Consider the following 15,856-nt stretch of genomic DNA (forward strand, 5'->3'; position numbering starts at 1 on the left):
GGGAACAGCGATTAAAAAAAAATAGGAGAGAGTAAATAAAAGTTGAAGATGATTTCTTGTTGCTAAATTAAGTCGTTGTTTAGCAAAAAAATTTAGTTAATAGAAAGGTAAAACAGATATTTTTAACCTCAAAAAAGTATTTTTTTTGATTTTGTCATTTCTCAATACCCTAACTAAAATGTATTATAAATAGCGGCAGTAACTTTAAACTGAAAGAAACTGGAACAATCGTCAGAGAACAATCTGATGTTTGTTCCACTTTTTTATCTTAGGAGTCTTTTAGACGGTACAAAAAGGAAAAAAGCTCTAGAATAGAAAAAAGAAGGCTGACTTTGAGGCGTAAGGTCAGTCTTCTTTTTTAGAAGGGTTATTGTTTCATTTTCGTACGAAAAATTTTTGGGAGATATTGGTTTTTGAGTGTTAATCTAGTCTATTAAATTTCAATGTTTTTTATGCTAACTTTTTTGTTGGATAGATAACGTTAGTTCTGTACCATGACGTTGTTGAAATGCTAGGCGGATCAAGCGTTCTGCTAGATGTTCATTTCTTGCAAGAATGGGTCCATGGAAATAAGAGCCAAAAACATTTTTGTAGATAACACCTTCCGTCTGATCTTCACCGTTGTTTCCTTGTCCTTGAATTATTTTTCCAAGAGGGCGTTCACCTTTACCTAAAAATGTACGTCCATTATGGTTTTCAAAACCATAATAGGTTTCATTGAATTCTTCGTTATAAATGACGACTTCCCCAATAAAACGATTGTTTGCTTGACTTAAAGTATAATGATCTAAGGCACTGATTCCTTTAATTTTTTCGCCATTTGCTCCCACGTAGTAGTGTCCTAAAAGCTGATATCCTCCACAGATTGCTAACATCACACCATTGTTTTCGATGTAGTTTGTGAGTGCTTCTTTTTTTTCTTGAATGTCTTTTGAAATAATCATTTGCTCGAAATCTTGCCCTCCGCCAAAGAAGACTAAATCATATTTGTTTTCTTCAAAAGGTTCGTAGAGACTAATAATTTTTGTATGACAAGTAATTCCTAATTTTTTAGCAGCATATTGAAGCATCAATAAATTACCGTTATCTCCGTAAGTGTTCATCAAGTTACCGTAGAGGTGTGCAATATTCAATTCATAGTTAGGCATGATTCATCCCTCCTTTGATAAATCCTTGGTTGGCCAATTCTTTTCGCAATTGAAGAACAGCCGTATAGGTTGCTAGAATATAGACATGTTCAGTTGGTAATTGTTTTATATTTTTGATTGCCTCATTTATTTCTTTAGTTTCAATTAATTTGTCCTCAGAAATACCTGCTACTTTTAGTCTTAAAGTCATATCTGTGTGGCGATCACCGCCAGATATGACAGCAGGGATGTTCATATCTGCAAAGTGTTCAAAATTGCCATCCCAAATCCAACTGACATCGATACCATCCGCATAATTTGCATTTAATAAAGCAACTAGAGAAAATGGATAAGGAGCTAAACCGATCATATCAATTACTTGATTGATGCCGACAGGATTTTTAACAAGTATTAACGTACATTTTTTTCCATTAATATTAATGATTTCTTGTCGTCCAAAGACTTTTTCATCATAGCCTAAGCCTTGTTTAATTTTTTCAGGTGCGACGTTAAAATATTCGGCTACAGCGGTGGCTGCTAGTGCATTATACACATTATACATACCCCCAACTTCAATACCATATTCATAACCATCAATAATAAAATTAGCTGAGACGTTATCTATGTGCACCATATTTGTTAAGCAATAGTCGAGTTTAGGACGTTTGAAGTCACAATTTGGACAATAGTATTTTCCTAAGTTTGCATAAGTAATCATCTTGTAATGTAAAATATGATGACAGTTTGGACATAAGACACCATCAGTATTGTAGTGTGCTAGTTGTTCTTGATCTTTTTTATGGTTAAAACCATAATATTTACGAGGATTGACTGTTTTAACAGAATTGAAGATGGGAGAATCACCATTACTTATAATGGTAGCATTTGGTGATTTGGCGGCACCGTCTACAATCATTTTGTACGTAGTGTAAATTTCGCCATAGCGATCCATTTGATCACGAAAAATATTTGTAAATAAAAATAGCTCAGGCTTCATATATTCAGTTACTTTGCTTAAACTTGCTTCATCAATTTCTAAAACAGCAAACTTTTTTTGTCCTTTTTTGGGTTTTGCTTGTAAAAACGTAGAGACAATGCCTTGAACCATGTTTGCCCCCGTTGGGTTTGTTAAAACTTCGTCGAATTGTTGGCGCAATATATTAACTGTTAAAGCAGTCGTAAGTGTTTTTCCGTTTGTTCCTGTAACGACGACTACTTGATAATCTTTAGCTAAGCTGTCTAAAATGTGTGGATCAATTTTAAGCGCAAGTTTACCGGGTAAACTTGATCCTCCTTTAAAGAAGGTTTTTAATGCCCATTGTGATGTTTTTCCAATAGTAATCGCAAATTGACTGCGTATCCCCATTATGTAACCTCCATAAAATGTTTTAACGATGAGTAAATTCAATTAATCATACCATATGTTCAAAAAAAGGTTAAATTGCTTTTCCTTTTTTTAAGAATTGGTTATGATAACTTGAATCATACGAATAAAAAATAAAGTGAAGCATCGCATTCACTACGAAAATGGATAAAAATAAATAGTGTTTTTTTATAGAATCAAAAACAGAACAAGCAAGAAAATATTTGGAATCTTAAAATAGATAATAATTTCCCTTGCTCGTTCTCCCTGTTTATTCTTTTATCAAGTTTTATGTGGCTGGAAAATTAGCCGATAATAATTTTTTCTGTAGGGTATTCATAACCTAAGTCGCGTGTTTCTTTAGGAATAAAAAGCATTAGAGTGTAAAGCATGCCTATGCGCCCAATGAACATGAGAGCGGCGATGGTGATTTTTCCGATTATGGATAAGTCTCCGGTAATGCCTAACGATAGACCAGTTGTTCCAAATGCTGAAGTGACTTCAACGATGATTGCAATCAAAGGCTGTTTTTCTGTGGCGGATAAGAAGACGATACAAAAAAAGCACATTCCTAGTGACAACATAAAGACGACGACTGATTTGCGTACATCGTCGTTATCGATTCTACGACCAAAAACATTGATATTATCTTCACTTTTAAGAAATGAGTATAAATAAAGACCGATAATAGCTACGGTAGTGGTACGAATACCACCACCTACAGAGCTAGGACTACATCCAATAAACATTAACAACGAAAAGACGATCAATGTAGTAATTTGAAAATCTCCCAAATCGTGGATCTGAAGACCTGCATTTCTTGTCGTTATAGAGTAAAACATTGAATTAATCCATTTGATGCTTAAACTAGAGCCTTGAAAAAGATGGTCTTTTTCAAGTAAAAAAATCAAAAAGGTTCCACCTACAAATAAAATAATAAATGCTAATACAGCTAATTTTGTAAACAGCGAAAAGCGAAACGGCAATTTTACTTTTGAACGTTTATACAAAAGCCATTCACGAAATTCCATTAATACAGGAAAACCAATGCCACCAATAAAAATTAAGAACATGATTGTAAGCAAAAAGAAGTAATCGTGCGCAAAAGGCTTGATTGAATGACCTGTGACGTCAAATCCAGAATTGGTAACTGCAGATATCGATTGATAAAAACCGTAAAAAATGGCGTCACGCCAATGGTCAAAATAACCTCGATAATAGAAATAAATCGAAAAGAAAGCACCAAAAATGATTTGAAACCATAATAAAATAACAAAAGTGATACGGATGAGGCGGACAATTCCAGACAATCTTGGTTGATTCATATCTGCCATAATTAACTGTCGCTGTCTTAAAGTAATTCTACGTTTGGAAAAAATAATAAAAGCAGTTGAGATCATCATGATCCCTAATCCGCCGACTTGAAACAGTATTTCAAGTAAGATTATTCCTCGATCGTTGAAAATTGAATGGATATCAAAAGTAGATAATCCGGTCACGCTGACTGTGCTAATTGCCATAAAAAGCATATCTATAAAAGAAACGTGGCTGTTGGGGTTACGAAAAAAAGGGAGATACAGTAGACCTAAAGAGAAAATGGTCATAATAATATAGTAAAAAACTATGATTTGAATTGAAGAAAAATGAGTAGAAGCATATTGTTCACTTCGTCGTTTTAACCGACGGACTAAAAGATTTAATTTCAAAAAAACATCCTCCCGTTTAACATCCTCCTTTTAGTATACCGAGGATATAAATAATACTCAAAGGAATTTTAAATATAATCAATGTTTTCTTTTAAATTAGAAGTCAAATAGTTTATAATGTGCAATAACTTTCTGTATAAAATAGAAAGAATCAAAATTGACGTTGTAAACTGTCAATCTGCCGACTTTTAGTAGTTAGTGATCCTTCCTTTATCCAGTACAAATGCTAGCTCATCAAAAAAAGAGCCATCTAGTTAAAATTCAATGACTGAGGACTATTATAAAATTTTCAAAAAAACATAAGAAAAAAATAAGATATGTTAAGTATAATGAAGTATGGATGTAAAAATGATAAAAGTTAGACGAAAGTATTTTGTTAAATAGAAACTCTTAATGCTAATTTAAGTAACAAAAGAAAAGAATAAAAAAATAAAGGAAGAGATATGATGCGAAAAGTAGCACCTATTTTGAAACCAATAGCGGTCTTAACTATTTCAACAATTGTTGCTACTGCGACAGGCGTTGTCAACAGTTCGAGTTATCGTACGCCTAGTTCAAGCACTGTAGAAGAAACAGCGCCAACAGATATGATGTCTCATCCACTGTCGTCTGAAATTATGGATGATTCAAGTGCGTTGTCAAGTGCATGGAAAGAAAGCACCGACTCAATGACTGAAAATACGTCTTCTATTGATCCGTCAAACAATATAAAAGAAAATAATGACAAACAAGGAAAGCAGACTTCAGAAACTACTAACACAAATGAACGAAGTGGTAAAAATAATTCGAATACAACGACAAGTGTATCCTCACCACCAAGTAGTACGACATCTGATATCCAAAAACAAGACACAGGTACAACTACAGGAACTTTATCAACGCAAGATTCGACAGGAACACAAATGTATAATCAACAAGCAGGTGATTCACAATGACCTTTTTATTAGATATTATCAATAGTGTCCATAAATTTTTAGGTTACCTAGATATTAGCCCTAAATATTTAAACCGTGGCTATACCATTTTAAGTGTCATTCCCACAATTTATTTGTTACGGATTGTTTATGGGCTTTGGAAAAATCAAAATTATTTACAATTTTTCTTGTATAGTATTGTTTTTGTGATATTAGTCTATTTTATTATTTTAAATGTATTTTATTATTTTTTTGATAAGAATACAAAAGCAGACGTTACCCAGTTATTTGTTAAGTATTTACCTGATGAAGCATTTAATATTCAAGTTGAAGAAGTTGCTAGCGTTAATAATGAAATTATTGATACAGTCAACACAAAAGAAATGAATGTGTCTTATGTGGAAGATTATCAATTAAAATTAGCTGAAAATATGCGCTATCTTATTGAAAATGGTGATATAAAAGTGAACAATTTAGGTAGAATGGATGGCTACCTTGTGGATCGTCATACGCTTTATCCTTATTATTATGTCAAAAAAATTTCAGAAAAAGAATATACATTGAGTATTGGAAAAAGTTATTTGGATTTAACAGTAGTAGGGAAAATCTTGACAGCTTCATCAGAAGAAAAAGTAGAACCCATTGGCTTATTTATTGTAGGCGGAGATTTTGTCAAGGATGGCTTAAGATATCATGAACCTTACCGTTTGAAACTAATTGTAAAAAAAATGCAGCCTAAAGAAGATACTTCAATGGTTTATAGTCGAAGCCAGCGGAGAAAACGTTCAAGAAGATAGAAGACTATTTTATATTCGATAAAATATAATCTCAAAGATGAATCATACTTATTCTTTCTTTTAGTTTCTAAAAAAGGTAAAATAAAAAAGAACAATGAAAAAAAGAATTGAAACAATAAGAAAAAGCAAATGTAGGAGGTAGCGTGTGAAAGATTTTTTTAAAAATTGGGGTATTTTAATTATCGTGTTACTAACGATTTTATTGGCACGTGTGTATGTATTTACTCCAGTTACTGTAAACGGTCATTCAATGGATCCAACATTAAGGGATGGACAGCGATTGATTTCATCAAAAATTTCAAAATATGAACGTTTTGACATTATCACGACTAAAGAGCCGGGGGACGAGGAGCGGATGATTGTTAAACGGATCATTGGTATGCCGGGAGATACTGTGAAAATAGAAAATGATCAGTTAACGATTAACGGTAAAAAATATAATGAACCTTACTTAGATGAATTTAAAAAAGAATTTTCAAAAGATAAGCTAAAGAATGAATATTCTTATAGCGAAGCCTTTCAAGCTCAAGCAGAAAATTCACAACATTTTACTAATGATTTTGAATTCGTTGTTCCAAAAGGAAAATATTTAGTTTTGGGAGACAATCGTTTGATTTCAAAGGATAGTCGAATATTTGGCTTAGTTGATAAAGATATGATTCAAGGAAAAGTCGTATTCCGTTATTGGCCATTGAATGAAATCAAAATCATTTGATTTAATAAAGAAAAGCACAAGACAAATACCCATGAGGAACATAGTCCTCATGGGTATTTATTCTAATATGTTTAGCGATACTTTTCTATTTTTTTGCAGAAGAAAAAGTAATTGAGCGATTTGCCTGTAGGAGATACCTAGATAGATCACTTTCTTATATTCTCAATAATAAAAGTCAACACATTAAAAATTAGTTTTTTGTTTACAGATGGACTTTTGAACTCTATTTTCTGAGTAGTTTTTATTTTATAGCATATTTATAAAATAAAATAGTTAAGTATATTTTTGGAGAAATATAATGTTTAAATTTATGAAAATGTTGTATCATCGCAATGTAAACGCTTACTAAAATTAGTGAATAGAGAAGAACAAATTAATAAGGGGATGCCACATAAATGATTAAACAAACTAATTGGAGGAAAGTGACATGAATATAAAAAAACTGTCGTTGTTATCTGTAACAATTTTTATCTTAACAGCTGTCTCTGTTTTGCCTGTTGTAAAATTAAGTGAAGATGTTTTTGCTGATGAAACGACAACAAAAGTTACGGCGAGTAATAGTTTACATCAATCTAAGTTATTCAAACATGTAATTGCACAAAAAGTACTTCAAACGAATGTCAATGTTTTTTACGACGGAGCGACTAAAATCAGTCAGTTGCTGGATAAAAATATGAATGTATTAGCTGCTGAAATCTCAAATAGCAAAACATTAGAAACGATAGCTGTTACGAAAACTGATACAGAAGTTATTGTTGAGAAAACAACGAAAGGATATAACGGAGAATATAAAGTGAAGACAGAACATTTTCCATTAGCTACTATTAAGGAGAGTGAAAACATTGGTATTAATCCAATGAATCACTATACGGCTTGAAAATATACGAATATTGCGGTAGGAGCAAAGCTTTTTGCATTTCTTACTGATCTTTCAATAGGGGCTGTAGTTGCTTTTACAGCCGGCGTTTTTGGTATTACCTCAAAAGCAGCTGATTGGTTGCTTGGATATATGGGGGCAAAAGGGTTAAGTACTGGAGAAGCTCTTGCGGCTCATTAGATACAAGCGGTAACGGCTGGATTGGGTTATAGGTTCGTGAGGTTTGGAATGATTCGAAAACTGTCTTTATCGGAACACAACATAAAACAATGTGAGGAGTAATGATGAAAAAATTGGATTCCAGATATATAATAGGTGTATTATGGATTGCACTGTTTATTTTAATAGGGATCATAGAATTTATTTGGAAAGGAAGTCGATCATTTACTTTTGATGAAATTTATTTTCGAGTGCCAATTATTGTTAGCGTTATGATTGAGATGATACCAAGTGATAAAAATTGTGGAATGTTTCGTGTTCTTTTTCTTCTTTTTCTGAGTGATTATTTATTGCAAAAATTTTTCGATTTTTTAGAAATAGAAGTAATAACTCTTACATTAATGCCTTACCTTATTATCTTGGGAATTCTTTTGATCATTTTCTCTGCGAGATTAATTGTAAAATCAAAGCAAGATATTTCTACACGTTCAAAAAAAGAGAAATAGAGGAACTGGAGCTCAGAAAATTTTTTTCTGGGCTTTTTTGGGAAAAGGGCTACTTGGTTTTATGGAGGGATAGAAAAATAGAAGCATCTTGGTTCATAAATCATTTTTTTGTGATGAAATATATAATTTTATCCGAAGAAAAACCTACACGTTTGAGTTGAGTAACAAGTATTTAGTGAATTTACTATGAATTGATGACTTATCGCTTTCTTTTTATCAAAATCGATGATAAAAAAGAACCCATTTGGCGTGAGTATTGATTGCCATTTTTCTAAAATAAATGGTGAGAATGTGTAAAAGGACGTGTGAAACTAAAATGATATCTACTTTGATATCCTCTGTGGTAGTCGTGGCATCTAATTGTATTAGGAAAACATTTTATAGCATCAGGTTCTTTATTTTTTGCTTCGCAATTTCTAGCATAAATTTAGAAGAATCTGCAAGTAAAATCTGTTTAGAAATGATTGACTAAAAGAAAAAGAAACTATCCATCTGATAGAGTCAATTCTTTTAAGGAGAAGATAATTGACAGATCCGCTCTTCTTAAATGTTTTTTGCTCGTTTTGCTTTTTTATGTGTATCATAATGGTTAGTAATGCGATCGACATTTCTGTCATAACGAAACTCTTTATCAAATAAATAAGATAAAATGAATGAAGCCTAACAAAAGAAATCATGAGGCTCAATCGTTTATTCGTTCATTTATTGAATTATACGTTTTAAACTCTGACAATCACAGTTGCGTTTTGCTCAAGGTGCTTGATTTTTTTGGCATGAAAATTCTGACTGTAAAAAAAATTGAAAATCAAGTATAATACCATAGGAACAAACTGGAAGGTGAATGAGGAGATGGCACAACTATTTTTTAAGTATGGTGCAATGAATAGCGGTAAGACGATCGAAATTTTAAAAGTTGCACACAATTATGAAGAACAAAATAAACCAGTTGTCTTAATGACAAGTGGAATAGATACAAGAGAAGGTGTTGGAATTGTTTCCAGTCGAATTGGCTTAAAGAGAAAAGCCATGCCGATTTTTGAAGAAACGGATGTTTTCGATGTCATTTTTAAGATGGAATACAAGCCATACTGTGTATTGATTGATGAAGCACAATTTTTAAAGAAGAAACACGTGCTTGCATTTACGAAAATTGTTGATGAATTAAATATTCCAGTCATGGCATTTGGTTTGAAAAATGATTTTAGAAATGAATTATTTGAAGGATCAAAATATCTGCTGCTTTATGCAGATAAAATCGAAGAAATGAAAACAATTTGCTGGTTCTGCCATAAAAAAGCCATCATGAATTTACACTATGTTGATGGAAAACCAGTCTATAAAGGAAATCAAGTACAAATTGGTGGAAACGAGGCCTATTATCCAGTTTGTCGAAAGCATTATTTTAAGCCATTGATGATTAAAGAAGGAGAGTAACTATGTACGATCAATTACAAGCAATTGAAGACCGATATGAAGAACTTGGTGAATTGTTGAGTGATCCAGAAGTGATTTCAGATACCAAGCGATTTATGCAGTTATCTAAAGAAGAAGCGAATACTCGTGAAACGGTAGAAGTTTATCGTCATTATAAAAAAGTTGTTCAAGGAATAAAGGATGCTCAAGAGTTGCTAGGTGAAAAGCTAGATGATGAGATGGCTGAGATGGCAAAAGAAGAATTAGCAGATTTAAAAAAAGAAAAAGAAGAATTAGAAGAAAAAATCAAAATTTTACTTTTACCGAAAGACCCAAATGATGACAAAAATATCATCATGGAAATTCGTGGAGCCGCTGGTGGTGACGAAGCTGCCTTATTTGCTGGTGATTTGTTTAATATGTACCAAAAATATGCAGAGTCGCAAGGATGGAAAACTGAAGTCATGGAAGCGAGTATCACTGGTATCGGCGGTTATAAAGAAGTCATCATGATGATTTCTGGTGACAACGTCTACTCAAAATTAAAATATGAAAGTGGAGCACATCGTGTGCAACGCGTACCTTCTACTGAATCACAAGGACGCATTCATACTTCTACGGCCACTGTCGTAGTGATGCCAGAAGCAGAAGAAGTAGAAATTGAAATTGAAGATAAAGACATTCGTACAGATATTTATCATGCTTCAGGTGCCGGTGGACAGCACGTGAATAAGACTGCCTCTGCTGTACGTTTGACCCATTTACCTACAGGAATTGTAGTGGCAATGCAAGATGAACGCTCACAGTTAAAGAACCGCGAAAAAGCCATGAAAATTTTACGTGCGCGCGTCTACGATAAAATTCAGCAAGAAGCACAAAATGAATATGACGCCACTCGTAAGTCAGCAGTGGGAACAGGTGATCGTTCTGAACGAATCCGTACGTATAATTTTCCTCAAAATCGCGTGACAGACCATCGCATTGGTTTAACCATTCAAAAGTTAGACCAAATTCTTGCTGGGAAATTAGATGAGATCATTGATGCATTGGTCGTGTATGATCAAACGTCAAAATTGGAAGCCATGCAAAATGGGTAAGATTACGTACCTAGAAGTCCTATCGCGGGCTTCTTCTTTTTTAGAAGCACATAAAAAAGAAGGCTACAGCATCCAATTTCTATTTCTTGAACGAAAAGGTTGGAAAAAAATTGATTGGTTGCTGCATATGAATGAGCCTATTACAAAAAAAGATCAAGAAATGATTGACGCAGACCTTGAATTTCTTTTAAAGAGCTATCCACCACAATATTTGTTAGGTTACGCCGATTTTTATGGTCATCGATTAAAAGTGACCGAAGATACTTTGATTCCTAGACCGGAAACAGAAGAATTAGTTGAATTATGTTTAAATGAAACTTCTGATAAAAAATTACATGTCGTTGATATAGGAACGGGAACAGGAGCCATCGCCATCAGCTTAAAAGCTAAACGGAATAATTGGCAAGTTTCGGCTATTGATTTATCCGTTCAGGCGTTAGCGGTAGCAAAAGAAAATGCTAAGAAAGAACAGGTAAACATTCATTTTTATCATGGAGATACGCTCCAACCTGTCATGAATCAATTCTTTGATGTGGTTATTTCAAATCCACCCTATATCTGTATGGATGAATGGTCATTGATGGATGAAAGTGTTCGTACATTTGAACCAAAACTAGCATTATTTGCCGAAGACAAAGGATTGGCAATTTATAAAAAAATAGCGAAAGAAGCAAAAAATATTTTGAAGCCTGATGGGAAAATATTTTTGGAAATAGGATATAATCAAGGACAAGCAGTTCAACAGATTTTTCAAAAAGCTTTTCCCGCTAAAAAGGTGAAAAGAAGAAAAGACCTATTCGGAAAAGAACGAATGATAACTGTGTTAAACTAGTTGTGGACAAAAAAATTTTTTTATGTTTTTTTATTATAAAAAAACATTGATTTAATAAGGCTGGAAATGAGTTTTTAACTTATCAACAGACTTATCCTCTATTAACAAAGTAGTTATCAACGACCTGTTGATAAAACAAGCAAAAAATACAATAAATCAAGCATATTGAAAAAAGAGGATGTGGATAGATTGTGGAAACTAATTATTATTATGAACAACAATTATCGGAAGCAGCTCAAGCCTTAAAAAACGGTCAATTAATTGCTTTTCCAACAGAAACCGTCTATGGATTAGGAGCTAACGCACTTTTGCCGGAAGCAGTCGCGCAAGTGTTTTCAGTCAAAGACCGTCCACAAGACAATCCTTTAATTGTTCATGTTTCATCATTTGAACAAGTCAAGTCATATGTGGATAACTTTCATCCTTTAACGGAAAAAATCGTGAAAAATTTTTGGCCGGGACCCCTTACTCTCATTTTTAAAATAAAAAAAGGGGGATTACCTGCCATTGTGACAGGGGGGTTATCCACAGCTGCATTTCGCATGCCGGATAACAAAAAAACTCTTCAAGTAATCAAGCTAGCAAAAGTCCCAATTGTTGGTCCAAGTGCAAATACTTCTGGAAAGCCTAGTCCTACAACTGCCGAGCATGTGTATCATGATTTACAAGGAAAAATTACGGGAATCATTGATGATGGAGCAACACGAATCGGCGTAGAGTCAACGGTCATTGATTTAAGTGATCCGATGAGCGAGCCAATGATTTTACGTCCGGGGGCAGTGACAAAAGAACAATTAGAAGCCGCAATTGGTGGAAAAGTAACGATCGATCAGCACTTAATTCAAAGTTCTGAGACACCTAAATCTCCAGGGATGAAATATCGTCATTATTCTCCTGATACGACTGTCATGATGGTCTATGAAGAGGACTGGCAAGAAGCAATAAAGTGGGCAAAAGATAATCAACTACGAGTAGGTGTGATTGCAGGTCCTAAGATTGCAGAATCTGTTCGGTTTGATGTAGCTGCGGTCTATATGTACTTTGACGATTCTGTTAAAGCCGCAACTCAAGGACTGTTTGCCGGTCTGCGTAGTTTAGATGAGAAAATGTTAGGACTCGACTTGATTTTTGTTGAAGTTTTTTCAGAAGAAGGACTAGGAAATGCTTATATGAACCGTTTAAGAAAATCAGCCGGGCAAAAATATTTTGAAAAATAATAAAGAAATTTTCTGATGGTACAATCAATAAAGTAACTACAACTTAATAAAACTGAGAGTTTGTATTCAAGAGATACATGGCTAACTAAAAGAAGTAGAATGACAAGGCTAATCAATAAAATGAGATGAAAAACTTTGTTTTCTGATGTTAAACTTTTTATAGTTTTTCCATAACTTTCTTGATAAACAATAAAAAGGAGCTGTTATTTGTGGTAGACTACAAAACATTTGACCCTGATTTATGGGCGGCAATCGCAAAAGAAGAAAAAAGACAAGAAAATAATCTGGAACTCATCGCTTCTGAAAATTTTGTTTCTGAAGCAGTAATGGCGGCTCAAGGAAGTATTTTAACAAATAAATATGCAGAAGGCTATCCCGGCCATCGGTATTATGGTGGCTGTGAGTTTGTTGATATCGTTGAAAATTTAGCGATCGATCGTGCAAAAGAATTATTTGGAGCAAAATTTGTAAACGTTCAACCACATTCTGGCTCACAAGCCAACACGGCAGCATATCTTGCACTCGTAGAACATGGAGATACTATCTTAGGGATGGATCTTTCAGCGGGAGGTCACCTGACACATGGTTCTCCCGTTAATTTTAGCGGGAAAACGTATCATTTTACCTCTTATGGTGTCGATCCAACTACAGAGGTAATTGATTACAACGTTGTTCGAATTTTAGCTAGAAAACATCAGCCAAAATTAATTGTCGCGGGTGCAAGTGCGTATGGTAGAACCATTGATTTTGAAAAATTTCGAGAAATAGCAGATGAAGTCGGCGCAAAATTAATGGTTGATATGGCGCACATTGCTGGTCTAGTTGCAACAGGACTTCATCCAAGTCCAATTCCTTATGCAGATATTACAACAACTACCACACATAAGACCTTACGTGGACCACGCGGTGGAATGATTCTAACCAATGATGAAGCGCTATCAAAAAAAATCAATCAAGCTGTTTTTCCGGGAATTCAAGGGGGACCGCTAGAACATGTAATTGCTGGAAAAGCTGCTGCTTTTAAAGAGGCTTTAACTGTTGACTTTAAAGAATATAGCAAACAAATCATTGCGAATGCAAAAGCAATGACGAAAGTTTTTAATCAAGCAATCGGAACAAGAGTAGTCTCCGGAGCAACAGATAATCACTTGATCTTGATTGATGTACGCAAGATGAAATTAAATGGGAAAGAAGCTGAAAGTATTTTAGACAGTGTAAATATTACCGTCAATAAAAATTTAATTCCTTTTGAAACCCTTAGCCCATTCAAGACAAGTGGGATTCGTATCGGAACACCTGCTATCACAACCAGAGGACTCAAAGAAGCAGAAGCAATACAAGTCGCAGAACTTATCGTAAAAGCATTGCAAGCAAAAGGAAGCAAAGCGGAGCTAGAAGAGATAAAAGCAAATGTTTGCGCTTTGACGGAGAAGTATCCTCTATATAAAAAATAATAGCCAACATTTATAATAGGCATAGCTAATTGCTAGAACAAAGAGATTCTTCTTTGATAGTGTATATTTATTTTCTTTATAAAACAAAGGATTCAAAAAGTAAAATATATAAAATGTTATAGAAAGTATCTGTAGAATTTAGTAATTAGATTATAGAAAATTAATTTTTTAGGCTGTTTTCAAAAAAAGAAAGGGGCATTTAATTTTTTGAACAGCTCTTTTTTATAATCAAGAATTTTATTTCAAGGAATTCAATTTTTCATGGGGAACTTGGACGAAGCTTATAGGAAAAACAGTCTGTCTATAAAATAGTTAAAAACAGTATAGACAAGTGGATAGTTTGTGTAATATTTTCTTTACTTTAGAAGTAATAAAAATAACAAAAAAACGCTATTTTAAAGGTATATTTGTTATTTTTGGAGCGTTGTTTCATTTTTTGAATCTTGTTGTTTTATTTGTTTCATTTTCTTTTGAAAAATTGTGGGTTTGACTGGTCAACAGCTTCTTTTTGTTTTACAATGAGAAAGAAACGACAGAACAAAGGAGACCAGAAAAATGGGCAAATTTCAAGTGATCGATCATCCATTAATTCAACACAAACTAACAATTATTCGAGATAAAGATTGTGGGACGAAAGTTTTCCGTGAGGTTGTCGACGAAATTGCTATGCTGATGGCATATGAAGTATCACGTGATATGCCGTTAGAAGATAGTGTAATTGAAACACCTATTACTAAAACTACACAAAAAACGTTATCTGGTAAAAAAGTAGCCATCATTCCCATTTTACGTGCAGGTATTGGTATGGTTGATGGAATTTTAGAGTTGATTCCTGCTGCGAAAGTAGGACATATCGGCTTATATCGTGATGAGGAAACACTTGAACCACATGAATATTTTGTAAAATTACCTGAAGATATTGATGCACGTCAATTATTTGTTGTTGACCCCATGTTAGCCACTGGTGGTTCAGCAATTATGGCGATTGATGCTTTAAAAGAGCGCGGTGCTTCAAACATCAAATTTGTGTGTTTGGTGGCAGCGCCAGAAGGAGTAAAATCTTTACAAGAAGCGCATCCGGATATTGACATTTATACCGCTTCATTAGATGAAAAATTAAATGAACAAGGGTATATTGTTCCTGGTTTAGGAGATGCTGGCGATCGTTTGTTTGGAACAAAATAAGACCGTTAAAAATTATTCTTTTTGAATGAAAAAACAGATAAAGCTTCATAACAAAAAATAAGACTTCTTTTGACGCGTCAAAAGAAGTCTTATTTTTTGTTATGAATTGACGTCCGTTTCCGTTCACTTGTGAAACATTTGTTTCGAATGTGGTAAGAGCGGCTGTAACGATCCATATGTAAGTAGACACAGACTAGCCGTGTTGTAGGTCAAAAGAAGTTTTTTGTCTAATCGTTTGATCTAGATAAAGATGGAAAGAAAAGTATTTTATTCTTTTGTTTCCTAAATAGCGGTAAAAAAATAGTAAGTTTATAAAAAATGAAAGAAATTATAACAACGGCGGCTTAAGAGAGGTTGAGGGTGAAATGTTTCCAAAAAACGAAATATGAATGTTCCTTCTTTTTCAGAAGAGATAGAATACTTCTAGCGTTTTCTAATAAAGAAGAAATACAATAGATGTAAATTGGATAAGCTTTGGAATTTTTATTTCTTTT

At 33.7% G+C, this 15,856-nt stretch carries 14 protein-coding genes; 11 read left to right on the top strand and 3 right to left on the bottom strand.

Annotation, left to right across the window (positions count from 1 at the left end; translation table 11 throughout):
• Nucleotides 1-455: 455 nt before the first annotated feature.
• The 3 genes from RV14_RS05190 to RV14_RS05200 all read right to left on the bottom strand — a co-directional run bounded on the left by RV14_RS05190 (nt 456) and on the right by RV14_RS05200 (nt 4,196).
• Nucleotides 456-1,148 (bottom strand): type 1 glutamine amidotransferase, encoded by a 693-nt coding sequence (locus RV14_RS05190; RefSeq protein ID WP_071855239.1) that lies wholly within the window; start codon nt 1,146-1,148, stop codon nt 456-458.
• Nucleotides 1,141-2,493, bottom strand: a complete 1,353-nt coding sequence (locus tag RV14_RS05195; RefSeq protein WP_071855240.1) for a Mur ligase family protein — start codon at nt 2,491-2,493, stop codon at nt 1,141-1,143. The genes RV14_RS05190 and RV14_RS05195 overlap by 8 nt, the downstream gene beginning before the upstream one ends.
• Before the next feature lie 302 nt (nt 2,494-2,795).
• Nucleotides 2,796-4,196 carry a TrkH family potassium uptake protein gene (locus tag RV14_RS05200; RefSeq protein ID WP_071855241.1) on the bottom strand — a complete coding sequence of 467 codons (1,401 nt, stop codon included), beginning with the start codon at nt 4,194-4,196 and terminating at the stop codon, nt 2,796-2,798.
• A gap of 446 nt (nt 4,197-4,642) precedes the next feature.
• On the opposite strand from RV14_RS05200, the gene RV14_RS05205 reads away from it, so the two are divergent.
• The 11 genes from RV14_RS05205 (at nt 4,643) to upp (ending at nt 15,362) form a co-directional block, all read left to right on the top strand.
• Nucleotides 4,643-5,131, top strand: coding sequence for a hypothetical protein (locus RV14_RS05205; RefSeq protein WP_071855242.1), 489 nt, complete (start codon nt 4,643-4,645; stop codon nt 5,129-5,131).
• On the top strand, nt 5,128-5,907 hold the full coding sequence (locus RV14_RS05210; RefSeq protein ID WP_071855243.1) for a DUF6681 family protein: 780 nt from the start codon (nt 5,128-5,130) through the stop codon (nt 5,905-5,907). The genes RV14_RS05205 and RV14_RS05210 overlap by 4 nt, the downstream gene beginning before the upstream one ends.
• A 145-nt stretch (nt 5,908-6,052) precedes the next feature.
• Nucleotides 6,053-6,622, top strand: coding sequence for a signal peptidase I (gene lepB, locus RV14_RS05215; protein ID WP_071855244.1), 570 nt, complete (start codon nt 6,053-6,055; stop codon nt 6,620-6,622).
• A 427-nt stretch (nt 6,623-7,049) separates the two neighbouring features.
• On the top strand, nt 7,050-7,499 hold the full coding sequence (locus tag RV14_RS05220; protein ID WP_071855245.1) for a hypothetical protein: 450 nt from the start codon (nt 7,050-7,052) through the stop codon (nt 7,497-7,499).
• Between the two features lie 284 nt (nt 7,500-7,783).
• Nucleotides 7,784-8,164: a hypothetical protein gene (locus tag RV14_RS05225; protein WP_071855246.1), complete on the top strand. Its 381-nt coding sequence runs from the start codon at nt 7,784-7,786 to the stop codon at nt 8,162-8,164.
• Between the two features lie 849 nt (nt 8,165-9,013).
• Nucleotides 9,014-9,598: a thymidine kinase gene (locus RV14_RS05230; RefSeq protein ID WP_071855247.1), complete on the top strand. Its 585-nt coding sequence runs from the start codon at nt 9,014-9,016 to the stop codon at nt 9,596-9,598.
• Nucleotides 9,599-9,600: 2 nt separating this feature from the next.
• Nucleotides 9,601-10,674, top strand: coding sequence for a peptide chain release factor 1 (gene prfA, locus RV14_RS05235; RefSeq protein ID WP_071855248.1), 1,074 nt, complete (start codon nt 9,601-9,603; stop codon nt 10,672-10,674).
• Entirely contained in the window at nt 10,667-11,506 is an 840-nt protein-coding gene (gene prmC / locus RV14_RS05240; RefSeq protein WP_071855249.1) for a peptide chain release factor N(5)-glutamine methyltransferase, read from the top strand. The genes prfA and prmC overlap by 8 nt, the downstream gene beginning before the upstream one ends.
• A gap of 191 nt (nt 11,507-11,697) precedes the next feature.
• On the top strand, nt 11,698-12,723 hold the full coding sequence (locus tag RV14_RS05245) for an L-threonylcarbamoyladenylate synthase (protein WP_071855250.1): 1,026 nt from the start codon (nt 11,698-11,700) through the stop codon (nt 12,721-12,723).
• Nucleotides 12,724-12,932: 209 nt separating this feature from the next.
• A complete protein-coding gene (gene glyA, locus RV14_RS05250) occupies nt 12,933-14,177 on the top strand; it encodes a serine hydroxymethyltransferase (protein ID WP_071855251.1) in 1,245 nt (414 codons plus the stop codon).
• Between the two features lie 555 nt (nt 14,178-14,732).
• A complete protein-coding gene (gene upp, locus RV14_RS05255; protein WP_071855252.1) occupies nt 14,733-15,362 on the top strand; it encodes a uracil phosphoribosyltransferase in 630 nt (209 codons plus the stop codon).
• The last annotated feature ends 494 nt before the right edge of the window (nt 15,363-15,856 follow it).

The sequence above is a fragment of the Enterococcus ratti genome (assembly GCF_001886195.1).
Lineage (GTDB): Bacteria > Bacillota > Bacilli > Lactobacillales > Enterococcaceae > Enterococcus_B > Enterococcus_B ratti.

What these genes read in the sequence shown, in the direction of transcription:
- RV14_RS05190 (WP_071855239.1), bottom strand. Translation starts at nt 1,148, where the DNA reads ATGCCTAACTATGAATTGAATATTGCACACCTCTACGGTAACTTGATG.
- RV14_RS05195 (WP_071855240.1), bottom strand. Translation starts at nt 2,493, where the DNA reads ATGGGGATACGCAGTCAATTTGCGATTACTATTGGAAAAACATCACAA.
- RV14_RS05205 (WP_071855242.1), top strand. Translation starts at nt 4,643, where the DNA reads ATGCGAAAAGTAGCACCTATTTTGAAACCAATAGCGGTCTTAACTATT.
- RV14_RS05210 (WP_071855243.1), top strand. Translation starts at nt 5,128, where the DNA reads ATGACCTTTTTATTAGATATTATCAATAGTGTCCATAAATTTTTAGGT.
- RV14_RS05220 (WP_071855245.1), top strand. Translation starts at nt 7,050, where the DNA reads ATGAATATAAAAAAACTGTCGTTGTTATCTGTAACAATTTTTATCTTA.
- RV14_RS05225 (WP_071855246.1), top strand. Translation starts at nt 7,784, where the DNA reads ATGAAAAAATTGGATTCCAGATATATAATAGGTGTATTATGGATTGCA.
- RV14_RS05230 (WP_071855247.1), top strand. Translation starts at nt 9,014, where the DNA reads ATGGCACAACTATTTTTTAAGTATGGTGCAATGAATAGCGGTAAGACG.
- prfA (WP_071855248.1), top strand. Translation starts at nt 9,601, where the DNA reads ATGTACGATCAATTACAAGCAATTGAAGACCGATATGAAGAACTTGGT.
- prmC (WP_071855249.1), top strand. Translation starts at nt 10,667, where the DNA reads ATGGGTAAGATTACGTACCTAGAAGTCCTATCGCGGGCTTCTTCTTTT.
- upp (WP_071855252.1), top strand. Translation starts at nt 14,733, where the DNA reads ATGGGCAAATTTCAAGTGATCGATCATCCATTAATTCAACACAAACTA.